The organism is Coprococcus sp. OM06-34AC, assembly GCF_003462545.1.
Classification (GTDB): domain Bacteria; phylum Bacillota; class Clostridia; order Lachnospirales; family Lachnospiraceae; genus Coprococcus; species Coprococcus aceti.
On sequence record NZ_QTZF01000001.1, the window covers coordinates 175,968 to 194,328 of the forward strand.

The 18,361-nt window shown below is 42.4% G+C and carries 16 protein-coding genes; 4 read left to right on the forward strand and 12 right to left on the reverse strand.

Annotation, left to right across the window (positions count from 1 at the left end; all coding sequences use genetic code 11):
* The first annotated feature begins 294 nt into the window (after positions 1-294).
* Positions 295-3,522, forward strand: coding sequence for a carbamoyl-phosphate synthase large subunit (gene carB, locus DXB91_RS00760; RefSeq protein ID WP_117548864.1), 3,228 nt, complete (start codon positions 295-297; stop codon positions 3,520-3,522).
* A gap of 294 nt (positions 3,523-3,816) precedes the next feature.
* Here the strand turns inward: carB and DXB91_RS00770 are convergent, their stop codons facing one another.
* The 8 genes from DXB91_RS00770 to DXB91_RS00800 form a co-directional block, all read right to left on the reverse strand.
* A complete protein-coding gene (locus DXB91_RS00770; RefSeq protein ID WP_118016581.1) occupies positions 3,817-4,689 on the reverse strand; it encodes an acyl-CoA thioester hydrolase/BAAT C-terminal domain-containing protein in 873 nt (290 codons plus the stop codon).
* A 118-nt stretch (positions 4,690-4,807) separates the two neighbouring features.
* The gene (locus DXB91_RS00775) at positions 4,808-5,737 is read right to left on the reverse strand and encodes an acyl-CoA thioester hydrolase/BAAT C-terminal domain-containing protein (RefSeq protein ID WP_330416267.1); all 930 of its coding nucleotides are present in this window, start codon (positions 5,735-5,737) and stop codon (positions 4,808-4,810) included.
* Positions 5,734-5,883 carry a hypothetical protein gene (locus DXB91_RS14235; RefSeq protein ID WP_165854769.1) on the reverse strand — a complete coding sequence of 50 codons (150 nt, stop codon included), beginning with the start codon at positions 5,881-5,883 and terminating at the stop codon, positions 5,734-5,736. The genes DXB91_RS00775 and DXB91_RS14235 overlap by 4 nt, the downstream gene beginning before the upstream one ends.
* A gap of 448 nt (positions 5,884-6,331) precedes the next feature.
* Positions 6,332-6,601 carry a hypothetical protein gene (locus DXB91_RS00780; RefSeq protein ID WP_117548860.1) on the reverse strand — a complete coding sequence of 90 codons (270 nt, stop codon included), beginning with the start codon at positions 6,599-6,601 and terminating at the stop codon, positions 6,332-6,334.
* 188 nt (positions 6,602-6,789) lie between these two features.
* Positions 6,790-8,205: an alanine/glycine:cation symporter family protein gene (locus DXB91_RS00785; RefSeq protein ID WP_117548859.1), complete on the reverse strand. Its 1,416-nt coding sequence runs from the start codon at positions 8,203-8,205 to the stop codon at positions 6,790-6,792.
* Positions 8,206-8,371: 166 nt separating this feature from the next.
* Positions 8,372-9,700: a Na+/H+ antiporter NhaC family protein gene (locus tag DXB91_RS00790; RefSeq protein ID WP_118016583.1), complete on the reverse strand. Its 1,329-nt coding sequence runs from the start codon at positions 9,698-9,700 to the stop codon at positions 8,372-8,374.
* Positions 9,701-9,724: 24 nt separating this feature from the next.
* Positions 9,725-11,314: a family 43 glycosylhydrolase gene (locus tag DXB91_RS00795; protein ID WP_118016584.1), complete on the reverse strand. Its 1,590-nt coding sequence runs from the start codon at positions 11,312-11,314 to the stop codon at positions 9,725-9,727.
* A 138-nt stretch (positions 11,315-11,452) separates the two neighbouring features.
* Complete coding sequence (locus DXB91_RS00800) at positions 11,453-11,887, reverse strand: hypothetical protein (protein ID WP_118016585.1); 435 nt, start codon at positions 11,885-11,887, stop codon at positions 11,453-11,455.
* 221 nt (positions 11,888-12,108) lie between these two features.
* Here DXB91_RS00800 and DXB91_RS00805 point away from each other — a divergent pair, with 221 nt between their 5' ends.
* A complete protein-coding gene (locus tag DXB91_RS00805) occupies positions 12,109-12,492 on the forward strand; it encodes a BlaI/MecI/CopY family transcriptional regulator (protein WP_118016586.1) in 384 nt (127 codons plus the stop codon).
* A gap of 3 nt (positions 12,493-12,495) precedes the next feature.
* Positions 12,496-14,334, forward strand: coding sequence for a BlaR1 family beta-lactam sensor/signal transducer (locus DXB91_RS00810; protein WP_118016587.1), 1,839 nt, complete (start codon positions 12,496-12,498; stop codon positions 14,332-14,334).
* Here DXB91_RS00810 and DXB91_RS00815 read toward each other — a convergent pair.
* Positions 14,322-16,511: a DUF6070 family protein gene (locus DXB91_RS00815; RefSeq protein WP_147343962.1), complete on the reverse strand. Its 2,190-nt coding sequence runs from the start codon at positions 16,509-16,511 to the stop codon at positions 14,322-14,324. The genes DXB91_RS00810 and DXB91_RS00815 overlap by 13 nt on opposite strands.
* 285 nt (positions 16,512-16,796) lie before the next feature.
* On the opposite strand from DXB91_RS00815, the gene DXB91_RS14810 reads away from it, so the two are divergent.
* The gene (locus DXB91_RS14810) at positions 16,797-16,964 is read left to right on the forward strand and encodes a helix-turn-helix domain-containing protein (protein ID WP_118016589.1); all 168 of its coding nucleotides are present in this window, start codon (positions 16,797-16,799) and stop codon (positions 16,962-16,964) included.
* A 99-nt stretch (positions 16,965-17,063) separates the two neighbouring features.
* Here the strand turns inward: DXB91_RS14810 and DXB91_RS00825 are convergent, their stop codons facing one another.
* Genes DXB91_RS00825 through DXB91_RS00835 form a run of 3 tightly spaced genes read right to left on the reverse strand, consistent with a single transcriptional unit; the run spans position 17,064 to position 18,338 of the window.
* Positions 17,064-17,276, reverse strand: coding sequence for a hypothetical protein (locus DXB91_RS00825; protein ID WP_118016590.1), 213 nt, complete (start codon positions 17,274-17,276; stop codon positions 17,064-17,066).
* A 43-nt stretch (positions 17,277-17,319) separates the two neighbouring features.
* Positions 17,320-17,877: a DUF5714 domain-containing protein gene (locus DXB91_RS00830; RefSeq protein ID WP_243003487.1), complete on the reverse strand. Its 558-nt coding sequence runs from the start codon at positions 17,875-17,877 to the stop codon at positions 17,320-17,322.
* Positions 17,878-17,921: 44 nt separating this feature from the next.
* A complete protein-coding gene (locus DXB91_RS00835; RefSeq protein ID WP_118016592.1) occupies positions 17,922-18,338 on the reverse strand; it encodes an arsenate reductase ArsC in 417 nt (138 codons plus the stop codon).
* Between the last annotated feature and the right edge of the window lie 23 nt (positions 18,339-18,361).

An 18,361-nucleotide genomic window follows, 5' to 3' on the forward strand; every position in this document is an offset into this window, starting at 1 on the left:
TTTTAGACCGTTATCTGCTGTTCCCTGTTTCTTTTTAATATAATTCTCTTTAATTTAATTCTTGATCCATTTCATATTTAAGTTCATTTTTTCAATTTATTTCCTTATTAGCTATGTACTTTTGGGCTCTTATACTTTATAATAACAATAATTTGGGCATTTTTATAAAAGAAAATAAACGATGTCCGGCAATGTTTAAAATCACATTAAAATACTTCTTTATTTTGTGTGATTTCATGTAGTTTTCAGTGCTCTCGCTCTGAACAAGAATCATTTTACAATAAGGAGAAAGATATGCCAAAAAGAGAAGACATTAACAAAGTTCTGATAATAGGATCTGGTCCAATCATCATCGGTCAGGCATGTGAGTTCGACTACTCAGGTACTCAGGCGTGCAAGGCCCTTAAGAAGCTTGGTTACGAGATCGTATTGGTCAATTCCAACCCTGCTACCATCATGACAGATCCTGAGACAGCTGATGTCACATACATTGAGCCGCTCAATGTCAAGAGACTTGAGCAGATAATTGCAAAAGAGAGACCTGACGCTCTTCTTCCAAATCTCGGAGGACAGTCAGGACTTAACCTTTGTGCTGAACTTGCAAAAGAAGGCATCTTAGACAAATACAATGTCAAGGTCATCGGTGTTCAGGTAGATGCCATTGAGCGCGGTGAGGACAGAATCGAATTCAAGAAATCCATGAACGCAATCGGAATAGAAATGGCAAGAAGCGAGGTTGCCTACTCTGTAGATGAGGCTCTCGCCATCGCAGATCAGCTCGGATACCCTGTTGTTCTTCGTCCTGCATACACCATGGGCGGTGCCGGCGGCGGACTCGTATACAACAAGGAGGAGCTCAAGACTGTCTGTGCAAGAGGTCTCCAGGCCAGCCTTGTAGGTCAGGTTCTCGTTGAGGAGTCAATCCTCGGATGGGAGGAGCTTGAGCTTGAAGTTGTACGTGACTGCGAAGGCAATATGATCACTGTATGTTTCATCGAGAACATCGATCCTCTCGGCGTACACACAGGTGATTCATTCTGCTCCGCTCCTATGCTTACAATCTCTGAGGACGTTCAGAAGAGACTTCAGGAGCAGGCATACAAGATCGTTGACTCTGTTGAGGTCATCGGTGGAACAAATGTACAGTTCGCACATGACCCTGTATCTGACAGAATCATCGTAATCGAGATCAACCCTAGAACATCCCGTTCTTCTGCTCTGGCATCAAAGGCTACAGGATTCCCTATTGCCCTTGTGTCAGCCATGCTGGCAACAGGACTTACCCTCAAGGATATCGAGTGCGGTAAGTACGGCACACTGGATAAATACGTTCCGGACGGTGACTATGTGGTTATCAAGTTCGCACGTTGGGCATTCGAGAAGTTCAAGGGTGTTGAGGACAAGCTCGGAACCCAGATGCGTGCCGTAGGTGAGGTTATGAGTATCGGTAAGACCTACAAGGAGGCATTCCAGAAGGCTATCCGAAGCCTTGAGACAGGAAGATACGGTCTCGGCTACGCCAAGGACTACAATACAAAGAGCAAGGATGAACTATTGCGCATGCTTGCACATCCATCAAGCGACAGACATTTCATCATGTACGAGGCGCTCAGAAAGGGTGCTACAGTAGATGAGATTTTCGATATAACAAAGGTTAAGCACTACTTCGCCCAGCAGATGAAGGAACTCGTTGAGGAAGAGGAAGCACTCGCAGCACACAAGGGCACTCTCCCATCTGACGAGGCACTCACCACTGCAAAGAAAGACGGTTTCTCAGACAGATACCTCAGCCAGATTCTTGAGATTCCTGAGGAGGACATCAGAAATAAGAGAATCGAGCTCGGAGTTACTGAGGCATGGGAAGGCGTACACGTAAGTGGAACAAAGGACAGCGCTTACTACTACTCCACATACAATGCACCTGACAGCAATCCGATAAATGAGGACAAGCCAAAGGTTATGATCCTCGGCGGAGGTCCTAACAGAATCGGTCAGGGTATCGAGTTTGACTACTGCTGCGTACATGCATCACTGGCACTTAAGAAGCTCGGATTTGAGACTATCATAGTAAACTGTAATCCAGAAACTGTTTCAACTGACTATGATACATCAGATAAGCTCTACTTTGAGCCACTTACACTTGAGGATGTTCTCAGCATTTACAACAAGGAAAAGCCAGTGGGCGTCATCGCACAGTTCGGCGGTCAGACACCTCTTAACCTTGCTTCTGACCTTGAGAAGAACGGCGTAAAGATCCTCGGTACATCTCCTGCTGTCATCGATCTTGCAGAGGACAGAGATCTCTTCCGTGAGATGATGGATAAGCTTGATATCCCTATGCCAGAATCTGGTATGGCTACTACTGTTGACGAGGCACTTGAGATTGCTCACAAGATTGGCTATCCAGTCATGGTCCGTCCATCATACGTTCTCGGTGGACGTGGTATGGAGGTCGTATACGATGACGAGAGCCTTGACGGATATATGAGAGCTGCCGTTGGTGTCACACCTGACAGACCTATACTTATAGACAGATTCCTGAATCACGCCCTTGAGTGTGAGGCTGATGCCATAAGCGACGGAACTCACGCATTTGTTCCTGCCGTTATGGAGCACATCGAGCTTGCCGGAATTCACTCAGGTGATTCAGCCTGCATCATTCCTTCAGTACACATCACTGCTGAGAATGTTGCTACTATCAAGGAATATACAAAGAAGATCGCTGAGGAAATGCATGTCGTAGGTCTTATGAACATGCAGTACGCTATTGAGAAAGGCAAGGTATATGTTCTCGAGGCAAATCCTAGAGCATCCCGTACAGTACCTCTCGTATCAAAGGTATGTAACGTGCGCATGGTTCCTATCGCTACTGATATCATCACATCAGAGCTCACAGGAAGACCATCTCCTGTTCCAGCTCTCAAGGAGCAGCACATACCATATTACGGAGTTAAGGAGGCTGTATTCCCATTCAACATGTTCCCAGAGGTTGACCCGATCTTAGGACCTGAGATGAGATCTACAGGTGAGGTTCTCGGACTTTCAACCTACTACGGAGAGGCATTCTACAAGGCTCAGGAGGCTACACAGACTCTCCTTCCTACAAGCGGAACTGTCCTGATCTCTGTAAACAGAAAGGACAAGGATGAGGTTATCGAGATCGCTCAGCTCTTCGAGAAAGCTGGTTTCAAGATCCTTGCTACAAGCGGAACATATGCCATAATTACGGCTGCCGGAGTTAAAGCTGAGAAAGTCAAAAAGCTCCAGGAGGGCAGGCCAAACATCAATGACCTTATAACAAATGGCTCTATAGACCTGATAATCAATTCTCCGAGCGGTAAGGAAAGTGCCCACGACGATAGTTACCTCAGAAAGGCTGCCATCAAGGCAAAGATTCCTTATGTGACTACAATTGCAGGCGCAAGAGCAACCGCAAAGGGTATCCTGTACGTTCAGGCACATGGCGACAGCGATGTGAAGTCACTGCAGGAGCTTCACAGTGAGATAAAGGACGCTGAGTAATATCGGGCGCGGGCGGCTTTGCCGCTCAGGTAGCCCTGCTGATTGATGGCAGAAGCTGCTTCTTGGCGGCATGGCTGTTTATTTAGCCTGCTGTTTGCCGGTTCGTGGATTAGCAAGCTTGCTCAGCATTCAAAAGTGCATAAATTTTTCGCTAGAATGATAAAAGCCGGGAAAAAGATACAATTTCTAATAATTTTGTATCTTTTTCCTGGTTTTCTTTTGATTTGCGAAAATATTATGCACTTTTTATTGATTGTCTTTCTCGTCAAACTGCACTTCTCGATTAGTTTTAAACTATAAATCTGCTACACTCCACGAACTGAGTGTCTTCAATATAATCGCAAGTGTATCTTCCCTCGCCTTCTGACATTCCTGCGGGAATTTCTTCTCTCTAGGCAGTGCGCCATTGTTCACCGGGAAATATCCCAGATTGTGACTGCCTGTCTCCGAATTTATATGCCTGTAACCGTGCGTAAAGTTCTCACGCTTAAGTCTCTCCATAAGCAGCTCCGAGTCATGCTTTGACGGCACAGATTCATCGTGGGTCGATGTGAGGAAAAGAATGTCACCGCATATCTTTTCAACCGGGATCTCATTCTCTATCGTTCCATTTTTCTCCCACTCTTCAAAGAAGTACAGCACGCGCATATGATGTTCCTTTATGCATCTTTTCAGGAAATTGGAAAACATATGTGCATTTGACACATACGGAAAGTCTTTTCCACGATAGGAAACCATCGCCTTGCAAGGATCAAGATCAGCCTTGCCGCTGCCCTGCATGATATGTCCAAATGTTGATGCTGCTATAACCAGACTTATATCCGGCACGACCGAAGCAGCAAGCAGCGCCATTCCCGCGCCCTTAGAATTGCCATATATCCCGAACCTTCTGTATTTCCCGGATCCATACTCCTTCATGTGGTCGACAGCAGTCTGGAACATCTCCAATGGAATCGCCCTCATGGTATCTGGAAGTCCCGGTGCACCATAATATGTCATGGCAAGAACAGAGTATCCCTTCTTTGCAAATAGCCCGGCATATTTCTCAGGAAGTTCCAGTCCTTTTAGTCCCTGGATGACGATAAGCAGTCTGTCATCCTCACTTTCTGTGTCATACAAAATCCCCTCAAATCCATCCTTCAGATATGTATATTTTGATTTCTTCATAAAGCCCCTTCTCCTATTGGACTATAGTCCATTTTAACGTCCTTGTATCCGTGTGACATGGAAATTACAGCACTCATCCCCCTGTCCAAGAGTCTTGGTACGATGAAGCTGGCCTCCTTCATTCCTGTATCCATTCCTTAAGTGCGGCTGAGAGTCTTCTGTCTATATCCTTTCTCGTCGCCTCGCACTCATTTGGATAATCCTTTGCAGCCTTGAATATAAACTTCATGACGAATTTCAGTCCAACCGGAAGTGCCATACGAAGCATCGATTCCGGCAGCACAAAATGGGTTCCGTGCTCATACACAAGCGGCACATACTCACATGTATGCGGACGTTCCTTCAGTCGCTGATCCATTCTGCGGATGTATTTGCCCGCCTCCCAGAATGAGTCGTCATCTGCGCCAATAAGAAACAGCTTTCCCTTTATATTCTCAACCTTGATCATTTCCTCTTCTGTGTGTTCCCTGACTTTTTCCGAATCAATAAACAGACAGGTACTGCGCTCAATGTCGCCGGAGCCCTTTGTCTCCTCCTCGATTTTCTGCCAGTACACAGGATGCTCATACACAAATGGCATGTAAGCAAGAGGCTCTCCTCTCCACGAAAGAGTCGATGCATCCGGTATCGGCCATTCCTTACATCCGTCTTTGTTGCCCTGTTCAAATCCCTGCCATACAAAGTCACTTGCCGTAAGTCCAAATGTCAATGTGATATCAGGAAAATACGACGCCGCAACCAGGGAATCCATGCCAGCCGTACTCATTCCCATGATTCCTATTTTCCGGTTTCCATGACTTTTCAGCCATGCAATAGCCGTCTCTATTCTCTCAAGCGGGTTATTTGCATGGCTGTAATTCTTCTTTCCGGGAGATATGCAGAGTGCGTTCACACCATTTTTGTGCAGCCACTTTGCTCCGCACTTCGCCATAAAATCATTCGGATCGTCTCCAAACAGTCCTATGAATGCACAGTCAGCCCCATTTGGATTCTCGTAATATGTTCCATAGAATCCGTCCTTCTCGATCTCAAAAAACTGTTTTTTCACAACTTTTCCCTCCATTTTCCTGTATGCTCCAGACCGCCCTCGCTGCCTGATAACACAATGACAACTTTATCTCTTCTGTCAGCAACCAGATATAAGACACAATCCGCCTTGTGCAGTGTTTCTTTTATAGTCTCAGAACCTTTCATTTGTTACATCCCCCTGATCCAATTCTCTTAATAGCCATAATGTTAGTCGCTACTAACTTTATTGTCAACTGTTATTGCTTTATAAATCAAAAAAACTCCCGCAAATAAAAAAGCACCCGCAAACACATCTTCTAAGACCTGATGATGTGTTTGCGGATGCCATTTGCATCGTATTATTCTTCTATATAAAAGACAGCCTTGCCACTTCCTGCGTTTTCTCTTGCTGATGCAAAAATCGAAGAATATGTATCATGCTTTCTGAAAAATTCACTACCAGCAGCACAACATAGCCATCATCATATACGGGATAGCCAAGATATTGACCGTCTATCGGTAGCACCTTTTGATATTATATTAGCATCAAGCCTCACTCATGCCAAACATATATCGATGGGAAGACACCTTATAGCAAACAATAATATTCAATACTTAATTGATATATCCAATTTCATTCATTTGTTTTGAAATTTTTTACCGCCATTGCAATCATTGCCACACTATATATCAATACAATTATCAACATAAATCGTGAAATCATAAAACCAACAGTGAATTGTATCGGAATACAAATCAGCGGTATTAGTATAATCGAAAATATGATTGAAAATATTGGATGTTTCCTCTTGATATTGAAATATAGAGCAAGTATTGCCATAGCAATGCCACTCAAGAACATAATTCCCAATACTATAAGTAAAAATGTTATTGTATTTCCCATAATAAACTCCTCCATTAAATATTACAATACAGAGTTTCCCTATCATCTATCGCAAAACTTACTTTCTAGAACCAGCTCCATATTGGTCATTTCTACTGTAAGCAAAAAAGCAGCCAGACAAAATTTAGCCTGACTGCTGATAGGTGCTTCCCCAATTATTACATATAAATATTTACTTCTATTGAACCCTACAGTTCCTTGTGGCGTGCAAAGTAATCCTTTGTCTCTGCCACAACCACACTGCTGAGTGCAAGCAGTGCTATGATATTCGGAATCGCCATAAGTCCGTTAAATATATCAGCGATAGTCCATACAGCCTTAACTGTCATGTATGGTCCGATAAATACGCAAAGTATGTATAACCAACGATAGATCTGAACTGAAACCTTGCTGCCATTTGTGAGGTACTCAAGACACCTCTCACCATAGTAATCCCAGCCAAGGATAGTTGTAAATGCAAAGAATACAAGGCAGATCATAAGGATGAATGCTGCAACCTGACCTGGCATAAAGAAAAGTCCCTTCTGGAATGCATCAGTTGTGACTGCGATTCCCTCAAGGCTGCCATCCTGCCAGCTTCCCATCATAACGATTGAAAGACCTGTCATTGTACATACGATGATAGTATCAATAAATGTACCTGTCATTGTTACAAGTCCCTGACGAACAGGCTCCTTTGTCTGAGCGGCTGCTGCTGCGATAGGTGCAGAACCAAGACCAGCCTCATTCGAGAAGATACCACGTGCAACACCCTTCTGCATGGCAATTGCAAGACTTGCTGTAACACCACCTGCAAATGACATAGGCTTAAATGCGCACTTGACTATTGTTGCAAATGCAGCTGGAACTTTATTTATATTAACTATGATAAGAACCAGACACACCACAATGTAGAGAACTGCCATGAATGGCACTATAACCTGAGAAACCTTTGATATTCTCTGGATTCCACCGATTACGACAAGTCCTACAAGGATTGCAAGTATAAATGCTGTGATGACGATGGCTATTGAGTAGTCATTTCCAAGGATTGATACTGTATTGGCCTTGTCAGGATCAAAGAAAGCCTGAACTGCAGAAGCAATACCATTTACCTGTGTAAATGTACCGATACCCATAAGACCTACGCATGCTCCGAAGAATGCAAATATCTTTGCAAGCCACCTCCACTTGTGACCCATACCGCTCTCAATGTAATAGAAAGGTCCTCCGAGAACGTGTCCATCCTCGTCAATCTTTCTGTACTTTACAGCAAGCAGTCCCTCTGAATACTTTGTTGCCATTCCAAAAAGCGCTGCGATCCACATCCAAAAAAGTGCTCCGGGACCACCGGCAAGGATACCTATAGCTGTTGCTACTCCTACGATATTACCTGTACCGATAGTTGCTGAAAGTGCTGTACATAACGCGCCAAAGCTCGTCACCTCTCCTGTACCGTCTTCCTCATTCTTAATCATGAATCTCAGTGCCTTTGGCAGATGAACTATCTGAAGGAACTTAAGTCTGATCGTCAGATAGATTCCGCAGACGATGATGAGTATTATGAGTGGCAAGCCCCAGACAATATCATCAACTTTGCCTAAAAAGTTTGTGAATGCGTCCATGTTTCTCCTCCTGTTTTTTTATTTATAATTCACAAGTGTAAATTATAGCATAAAAATTCTTAAATAAAAACGAAAAAACACGCATTTTCAAGATTTTTCTTGCTTTTTTGCGTGTTTTTTCGAATATTTATTTATTATATTGCGAAATCTCGTCAATTTATATTCTTTACCGTCTCTTTGCCAGATGTGTTTTGTCATTACTTCTTATAAGCATCCACACAAGTGAACTGACAAGAAGAAGTATTGGATAAAACAGATTTGGAATTATCTGGAATGCTGATATCTCATGTCCCAGCTCCGACACCGCTGATATTGCAACAAGCATCTGAGCACCGTAAGGAATGATTCCCTGGAATATGCATGAAAATGTATCAAGCAGTGACGCAGATCTCTTCGGTGATATACCATAATCCTCTGCCATCTCCTTTGCTATCGGATTTGCCATGACTATCGCGACCGTATTGTTAGCTGTGGCTATGTCCATGGCTCCAACCAGAAGTCCGATTCCGAGCTGACCTCCCTTGTCACCTTTGAACACCTTCTTTATAGCCGAAAGCAGTGCCTCAAATCCGCCATACTCCCTGATGAGCGAACACATGGCAGCCACAAGTACAGCAACCATACTCGTCTCGAACATTCCAGCTGCACCGCTTCCCATATTCGTCAGGAGATCCACTGCTGCCGTCTGCCCTGTGGCAAGCATAATGATGGAACCTGACACGATTCCAACTATCAGGACTACAAACACATTAAATCCCACTATTCCTCCTATGAGTACCAGAACATAAGGAATGATCTGTATCATATTGTAATCATGGTTCACTACTCCGCCTATCTCAGTATTGAATGACTTAACCAAGATTACTATGAGCGTCACAATCGCCGCAGGAAATGCTATCCAGAAGTTTGCCCTGAACTTATCTTTCATGGCACACCCCTGACCATTACATGCTGCTATGGTCGTATCCGATATGAACGACAGGTTATCTCCGAACATCGCACCGCCCATGATGGACGCCACACAGAGCGGCAGATTAAATCCTGACGCATCGGCAACTGCAACTCCTATAGGCGTCAGAAGTGTTATTGTTCCAACAGACGTTCCCATAGCTGTTGAGACAAAGCATGCTACAACGAACAGAACTGCCACGGAAAATCTCGCCGGAATGATACTCAGCATAAAGTATGCCACACTCTCGGCACTGCTCCGCCCCACGACTCCCACAAATATTCCCGCCGTCAGGAATATGAGCAACATGGTTATTATATTTTTGTCTGTAAGTCCATTTGCCATGATCTGAAGCTTCTCATCAAAGCTTACCTTTCTGTTCTGCAGACATGCCACAAATATCGCCACCATGAAGGCGACCACTATCGGAATATTGTAAAATCCCATCGGAATCTTCAGCACGTACTCAAACAGTATTCCAAGTCCCAGATACAGGACAAGAAAGACGTATATAGGTATCAGTGCCGCACCATTTGACTTCTTCATAATTTTCCCTCTTCTTTCATTATTTTACCTAAATCTGATATCTTTTAATTGAAGCTTTCTGCTGCCATGGTATACAAGATACACCGCATGGACTCTCTCCGGGAAATCCACTCTGTTCTCGCACCATCTCCACTCTGTCTCTGAGATATCTTCAGATACAGGTATATCTATTCTTCCAATACTCTCACCGTCTTCTGTCACGCATATGTCAAAGTATCCTTCTACATTTTCTGCCAGGTCGTTTGCATCCTTGAGCTGCTCCTGATTCTCGCATCTCTCGTCTACCCTGACAGGTCCCTCGTACACCACCTTGTTGGCATCCGTCTCATATCTGACATTCACGCCAAATGTACTGCTGCCCTCAAGCGCAAAATACTTATACCCCATGAGTGTTCCATCCTCTATCTCCGCAATAAATCTATCCTCACCCTTGTTCGTCACATTTGGAAATTCTGTCGTATATATACTGTTGGAGCCGTGTGGCATATGTCCATTTGTCAGGTTGCATGCTATCACTGCCGGATACGTGCCATTTGCCACAAGCGGGCCATCGTTCAGACCGCAGCTCGTAACCTCCACCTGGTCTATGTGTCCATCCGCAGCTATATATATCTTCTCGGCACAGGCCTGTCTGCTGTAGTCCGACTTATGTGTGAGCCTGTGATAGAACACGTACCACTGACCATCTATGCACTCTATGCTTCCGTGCGTGGTCCCGGTCATATTCAGCTTGTTCTCGAAACTTCTTCCCTTATATCCCACATCGCCATTTGACACTATTGTTCCGCCAAATGTAAATCCGTGATCCGGATAATCGCTCACAGCATAGCACAGCTCATGGTTCTGCCATGACGAATAAACAAAGTAGTATTTGTCTCCCACCTTTCTCATGGATGAACCCTCGAAAAATGGATGCTTCTCAAATGATGTTCCCTTCACGGCATAAGGTATGATGTGCCTCGGTTCTTCCTTAACCGTCAGCATATCGTCCTCAAGCACCACCATGATCGGTCCCATGATGCTGTCCTTGTAGCCAAGTATCTCCTCCTTTGTTCTTCCAAACATAGATACCTCATCATCCAGCCTGCCATTTGTCAGGAAATCAGGCTCCTCCTCGTATCCGTACTGGGTTCCGTAGAATATCCTAATGGTTCCGTCATCATTCATGGCTGCCGGATCAAAGCAAATGTACTTCTTCATAACAGTACCGTCCTTGTACTGCACATGACCAAGATATTCGTATTTGCCCGCCGGTGTATCACACACAGCTACACTGATCGGACCTGTATATCCGCCGTAACCGTAGTCACCGCCCATACAGTAATACAGATAATATCTGCCGTCATTTCCCCTCACGACATCTGGCGCGTACATATACTTCAGCTCCGGGTATGCCGGATCCTGGCTCGCCCTGTATGTAATACCCTCGCATCGCCAGCTTGTCAGATCTTTTACCGGCGCGGAGTACACCACATAATCCTGCATACAGAACGTGTAACCGCCCTCCTTATCGTGAGATCCATAATGATAAACCCTGTCGCCCCATACATGCGGCTCGCCGTCAGGTATGTACTCATTCAACGGCAAAAAAGGGTTGTAAACCTGCCTGTTCATATATCTTCTCCTTCTTGTATCAATTTTTTCTGTTTCACTAAAACAATAAATACCCAACATGATCCGCGTCATCTACAGACATGTTGGGTTTTCATATTTACAAGTATATTTAATAAAACTTTTTTAGTCAACAAGCACTTATAAAAAAGGCTGCATCTGCTCGCAGAGTTTCTTCTCAAGCTCTATGAGTCTCTTCGTCTTATCCTTCGCCCTGTCATCTGCTGCATTGTATTCGTTCAGATATTTGTTCAGCGACTTCACACCCATATTGCAGCCATCCGTCATAAGCTCCGCTATGGTATTGTCCGACTCATCCACTATGAGTTTCACATTTGTCTTGATCCAGGACATGCCCTTTGCTATTGGATTTGGATCCTTGCCATCGTCATGGTACTCATCCAGCAGCTTCCGTATCTCCTGTTTTATTGCGTTGTGCTCCTCCTTACATTCTATAAGTATCTTCTTCATCTTCGCCGCGTGCACATATCCGAGCACCTCATCAATAGACGAAACACCCATCTTGATCCCGGCATCACATTCCCTGAGCAGCTTTATTGTGTCTGGTGATATCATCTCATATACCTCCTTAGCCTGTATATGAGTATGTTACCCGGTGTTTGAAAATTATATACTCTGCTAAACAATCCTTTTTGGAGAGTTTCTTCATATCTTGCAGATCAAAAAAATTATTCCTATCCAGACTAACATTGAACAAACCTCCACAACACAATTGACACCCCACCCCATAATCTTTATACTGTTATTACAAATGTAGTATTAAAGGAGTATAATCTATGAAACACATTCCCCAGATTTCCGAAGCTGAATATGAAGTTATGAAGGTTATATGGAAATATGCCCCTATAAGCACAAATGACATTACTGACAAACTGTTGCAGACCACTTCATGGAATCCCAGGACTATCCAGACTCTCATCAAAAGACTTTCTGATAAGTCTGCCATCTCCTATGAGAAAAAGGGCCGCATGTTCGTCTACTCCCCTGTCATCAGTCAGGAGGAATATCGAAAACATGAAAGCTCATCTTTTCTAAAGAAGTTTTTCAATGGACACATATCCGACATGGTTTCTGCGTTTGTGGATAGTGATGAGCTTAGTGCTGATGATATAAAGGAACTTCAAGACATATTAAATGGAAAAGGCACCGGGAGGGAATAAGGCTTGACTCAATTTTTCACACATTTTTTTATAAGCAATATATCCATAAGTTTATCTCTGCTGCTACTTATATTTGTTCGATTCATATTCAGAAAACAGCTAACATGTAACGGCAGATACAACACCATATATATTGTGCTGGTTCTTCTCGTATTTCCATTTATCCCTGTAAATAATTCATTTATATTCCAAGCCATAGGTTTCATACGATCATTATTTCACAGGGGTACTTCTGCCGCAAATACAGTTACTCCTGTGCCTATCAATACCAGCCCTTCATCAAATGGGAACTGGATGAACGACTTTGCTATATCTGTAAACAGTACATCTACAATATATCCAAAGCTCCTTTTTATTATCTGGCTTGCCGGAGTTTGCATATTTTCCATCCGTTTAATAGTGTCAGGCATATCACTATACAAGCTGAAAAAATCTGCTGTTCCAGTCACCGACGATACTGTCATATTGAATATATATTCGGAATGCCTTGAGCTCTGCAATGTGCGCAGATACAAACCGAAATTATATTCCTCCTCTGCTTTATCTGGAGCGGTCATTGTAGGTGTATTCCGCCCTGTTATATATATTCCACGGCAAATCAACGACTGCATATCCGATTACACAATAACCGACCTGAGACATATTTTGTTACATGAACTACAACATTTTAAACGCAGAGACAATGCCGTGAATATGTTTATCTGTATATTCTACATACTGTATTGGTTCAATCCTGTTGTTATATACACATTACATACAGCAAGACATGACAGAGAAAAAGCATGTGACAATAATGTATTGCAGAGCCTCGGTCAAAACTATGCCGCGAAGTATGGGCAGACCATCCTCCGTGCGGCTGCAAGCAGATTCAGTAGTTCATCATCGCTATCATTCAAGAGCAAAAGCAGGAAAAAATTACTTAAAACAAGACTTCAGCTTATTGTTGATTTCAAACCTGTCACCAAGAGAGAAAAACGAAAATGTATATATGCATTTTCCATTATCATATTGATGATGACTGTATGTGCGCCATTATCTGTATATGCTCTGGATGATACACAATACAAGGATTTTGCCCCAGTGAATCTGGAATCCTTGGATCTATCCAGCTACTTTTGGGGCTACAACGGCTGTTTTGTGCTGTACGACAAAGGAAATGATAAATGGTTTATCTATAACCAGGACAGAGCCCTATGCCGCACTTCACCGGATTCTACATATAAAATATATGACGCAGTGATGGCTCTTGAACATGGCATCATAACTTCCGACAACTCATTTATGCGCTGGGATGGGAGCACTTACCCTTTTGATGCCTGGAACACAGATCAGACACTTCGATCTGCCATGACCGGATCTGTAAACTGGTATTTTGACAATCTGGATGCAGCTATGGACCACACAGATGTGAAAAATTTTCTCAGTCTTATTGAATATGGAAATCAGAATATCAATTCAGTTCAGAACTGTTACTGGCTGGAATCCTCTCTGACTATATCCCCGGTAGAGCAGGTAGAACTGCTATGTCACCTGAAAAATAATGATTGGAAGCTGTCTAAGACAAATGTGGATACAGTCATAGAGTCCATGTTTATTGCAAACTCAGATGGAAAAAGTCTGTATGGCAAGACAGGTACCGGCAGAGTTAATGATGTAAATATAAACGGCTGGTTCGTCGGATTCATTACATCTAATGATAATGATTACTTTTTCGCCACGAATATATCACTTTCAGAAAATGACAATCAGTTTTTATCAGCGGACGGACTTTCCGCATCGAAGATCTCTCTGTCAATACTGCGTGATCTCGGAATATATGCATATGGATATCAGTCAGAATAAACTGGTATGTCACATTCCATCTTCTCTATATGATTTGACATATATTTGAAAGTACCATCATCTTCCGGTTTTACTGTAAGTGTATTTCTAAATGCAATGTCAGATCCCTTGTCAGCCCACACCGCATCAACAATAAGCGAAACCGTTCCATCATCGTTGTAGGAATAGTCCACAACCTCTCCAAATGGTGGATACTGTTTTCCAAGGATGACATGATATCTGTACGAATCTTTTTCTGAATTGTAATCACAATTATCCCTCAACTCCGTCACAGTGACAGGGAACATTGACAACATAACAGACTCATATTTGTCTGCATCTATCCATCCACCATCAGGTTTTAGATTTTCACCAGTGTACAGTCTGTATATATCATCAAACATACATGGCACAAGTATATCTGATGCATTTGACTCATCCCAATCGATAACAAGCATATTGTAATTCACATAACTAAGCCCATACACATATTTTCTTGTCAGTTCCCTGCATTCATCCGTCAACGGACTGACTCTGAAATACTCCTTCAGCCCACCATGAGCTATTATATTTGAGTATGTATATATAAAGTAGCCTTTTTTTGTGAGTTTCATATCTCTTAAATCCCGTATGCCAGTCGCTATAAACTTCCAGTCATGATTCTCGAATTTTGCTGTGTTGAAAATCATCTGTATCCGGCTGTCATCATACACAAATGTCATCTCCGTCACGCTTGCATCCCTGTTTACCCTATATACGCAAATGTAATCACGCCCTCCACCATCTGTATAATTTCTATAAAAAGACTGAAATAACTGATAATTATACATATTGGTATCATCAGCAAAACATATCAGTCCACTGCTTCCTAAGATATCTACTGCACCATATATTAAATCACTATTATCCGAAATATCTTCATCCTCATACAACTTTCTTATGGCATCTGACTGCAATATTCCTATTATATCTACTTTAACATTCTCCATTTCGTCATCGGATAACAGACTATCATCAATAACATTTCCATTCTGATTTATTGTGATGGTCTTATCTCCGTAGTGCTCCTGCCACTCTTTATCAGAAAGCCTGTCTCTGTACCAATATATCCCCTCTTTGCCCATCGTCAGAACAACATTTGACACATACTCAAATCCATCATTTTCTTTCTCCTTTATCGTAACTTTATGTGTAAATAATCTTCCACTCTCATCCTTCTCCGAAACAGCATTTACTATGAGGGTTATTGTTCCGTCAGCATTATACTCAGCATCCACTACCTCTGGAAATGGAACCAATGGTGTCACACTGTGATCAAACATCCCCCTCGTTCTGTACTGATACATTTGTCTGGACACATCATACACATTGACATGCTGAAGTACGTCTGTAGACACAGGCAAATACTCCTGAAACACCTTCTCGTATAACTTCCCTTCTATCATATATGTAACCCCCTCGTCCGAATAGGGACTGGACATACCATATTTCATTTTGTAAAGTGCTTCATAGATATCATAATAATTTATTTTGTTCATATCTGATTCATCCCAGTTTGTGGTAAATAAATTATTCGAATCATATCCAATCGTCTTGATATACTTTCTGTTAAGTACCCTTAACTTCTCATCCAGAGGCTCAACTCGTAATGCCGTATACGCAGAATCTCCGTCATATCCTCCCATCCTGTACCTCTCAAAAAATAGATATCCGTCTGTGTATTTCCATGTATAGGCCTTATAGTTTTCTTCATTTTTCTCAACAAAACAGTTATTCTCCCACACATAGAATCGCCTGGTTATCATAACATTGTTACCGCCTGATTTAAAATCAAACCTTACAAAGGACTTATCATACATGACCTGCAGTATTGTACATCCTGCATCTCTGTTTTCAGCCACCTCTGATAAAAACATCTCCGCATTCTCTGCATTTGCCATATTGATCTGATTCTCCACATCCACAGCTATGTACCCCTTACTTCCCATCGATTCTATTACGGTCCTAGTCTGATTCAGTTTTTCTTCCTCGGTCTTGCGTTTCATATCCTGACAGGATGAATATATATCATCCAAATCTGCAATAAACTGATTTTCATCAGATATACTAAAATCAATAACTGTCCGCTCTGCGTCCGTCACTGCTTTTTTATTGGAACAACTGCATAACAATATGGCTATGCCAACCAAAAGCAGCATACAATATAACTTCTTGCATATATTACATATGTAGTATTTCGAGATAAAAAAATATAAGCTCATCATATTAAAACTCCTTTATAATAAATATTACGTTTGTAATATTTATTATAAAGGAGTTTATTGCTGTGTCAATACTAATTACTTATAACTTTGCCCTAAAATAAGTAACTCCCGGCAGCACAATCGGTCATGCCGTTGTGGTTATCTGCTATCCTGCGCCTGAACTGATTTATGACATAAGGATTCTCAACGACAAGATCGCCAAGCACCATAAGTCCTCCTGTGATCGCACCGCATGTCAAACCGCATTTCATTGCAAAATCAATACATTTTGCTGCAAAGAATATATGGATAAAGATAACATCACAAGAAATGCACTCGCCAGAGCTATTAACAATATGCTTTGTTTTAAAATGCAATCCCGGTGATATAATAAGATACAAAAATTGACATAATCAAAGCCTTCCCCATAAAATATAGAGAACAAAAGCCCTGCACTATATTCTGCAAGGTTTCTGTTCTCTATGTTTTTTTACTATATTCTCACTCTTAAAAATCAACCAGCATTTCTGCAATTTCCTCATCATCAAGATCAGGATTTTCTTCAATTAAATCCATGACTTTGATAACGAATGATTCTGAAACACCAAGGAAATCACTTGTAGCCGCAACTTTGTCTCTGGTTATCTTTCGAATCAGAAACACCTGTTTTTTCATTTCGCCAAGTTCTACATTTTCCCTGTCTCTCATCTGTAATGTCATGTATTATCTCCTCCATTTTTCGCTGTTTTTTTACCTTCTGAGCCTAAATAAAGAATGGGCATCTCTCCCCAATGCACTGCGCATTCATATCACTATACTCACATTGCCTATGCTCATACTGTAACGCCATACCATAATGGCTGTTCACATACTCTATTCCATTCTTGAATGCTATCATCGCATCCCGTTTGCAGCATCTCGGACCATTTATAGTTCCCAGATCCCCTATGGCTGCTGATGTATACTGCATGTGAGCTCCCCATGTGCCATCAGCGGATAGTGGTCCAGTGCCGTCAATTATGGCAAGTGCCGCACCTATGGATGTTATAGCACCGCAAATTCCCCATAAGCCACACATAGCCCCCGGCATGCGCAGTCCCTCGGACATGAGTTTATCCAGAGCAACATCAATGTCTATGTTTCCACCTGCATTTTTATATGCCACCAGCAGACTTGCACCGTCAAGTATATGGTGCTCCGGGCCATGCATACTCACATAGTCTTTGGCAGCAATATTTCTAAATATAGTGACAGGATTTGTTCCCTGTTCCCGTTTTATATCCCTTATGATGTATTCAGCTTTTTCTCTTATTGTCATCATATATTTCACCTCAACTGAAAGTTCTCCATTAAAATATCTTATCTTTATTCCAATGGCGCGTCTCCTCCAATTTGTTTCTTCAACTTCAATATATTGTTTTCGATTTCTTTTATCACTTTCTTAAATGCCTCATCATCACAGCCAGTCGGATCTTCCAGTCCCCAGTTGTCATCAAATGGTCTTCCGATAAACGGACATCCGACATTACATCCCATAGAGATCACAATATCCGGTTCAGGTATATCGCTGATCAGCTTGCTATACTGTCTGTTTTCTTCCATATCTATCCCATATAATTCCTTCATGATCCGAACTCCATCCTGATTGATCTGTGGCTTCGTCTCCGTTCCCGCCGAATAGCTTTCAAATACATCATATGCCAGATATTTCCCGAGAGCCTCGGCAATCTGACTCCTACAGGAATTGTGAACACAGATAAATGCAACCCTCTTTTTTCTCATAAAAGCTTCCTCCAACTCTACGT

Bases quoted from the DNA above. Each gene is read 5' to 3' on its own strand.
- carB (WP_117548864.1), top strand. From the start codon at position 295: ATGCCAAAAAGAGAAGACATTAACAAAGTTCTGATAATAGGATCTGGT.
- DXB91_RS00770 (WP_118016581.1), bottom strand. From the start codon at position 4,689: ATGAAGAAATCAAAATATACATATCTGAAGGATGGATTTGAGGGGATT.
- DXB91_RS14235 (WP_165854769.1), bottom strand. From the start codon at position 5,883: ATGAAAGGTTCTGAGACTATAAAAGAAACACTGCACAAGGCGGATTGT.
- DXB91_RS00780 (WP_117548860.1), bottom strand. From the start codon at position 6,601: ATGGGAAATACAATAACATTTTTACTTATAGTATTGGGAATTATGTTC.
- DXB91_RS00785 (WP_117548859.1), bottom strand. From the start codon at position 8,205: ATGGACGCATTCACAAACTTTTTAGGCAAAGTTGATGATATTGTCTGG.
- DXB91_RS00790 (WP_118016583.1), bottom strand. From the start codon at position 9,700: ATGAAGAAGTCAAATGGTGCGGCACTGATACCTATATACGTCTTTCTT.
- DXB91_RS00795 (WP_118016584.1), bottom strand. From the start codon at position 11,314: ATGAACAGGCAGGTTTACAACCCTTTTTTGCCGTTGAATGAGTACATA.
- DXB91_RS00800 (WP_118016585.1), bottom strand. From the start codon at position 11,887: ATGATATCACCAGACACAATAAAGCTGCTCAGGGAATGTGATGCCGGG.
- DXB91_RS00805 (WP_118016586.1), top strand. From the start codon at position 12,109: ATGAAACACATTCCCCAGATTTCCGAAGCTGAATATGAAGTTATGAAG.
- DXB91_RS00815 (WP_147343962.1), bottom strand. From the start codon at position 16,511: ATGCTGCTTTTGGTTGGCATAGCCATATTGTTATGCAGTTGTTCCAAT.
- DXB91_RS00825 (WP_118016590.1), bottom strand. From the start codon at position 17,276: ATGACATTACAGATGAGAGACAGGGAAAATGTAGAACTTGGCGAAATG.
- DXB91_RS00830 (WP_243003487.1), bottom strand. From the start codon at position 17,877: ATGATGACAATAAGAGAAAAAGCTGAATACATCATAAGGGATATAAAA.
- DXB91_RS00835 (WP_118016592.1), bottom strand. From the start codon at position 18,338: ATGAGAAAAAAGAGGGTTGCATTTATCTGTGTTCACAATTCCTGTAGG.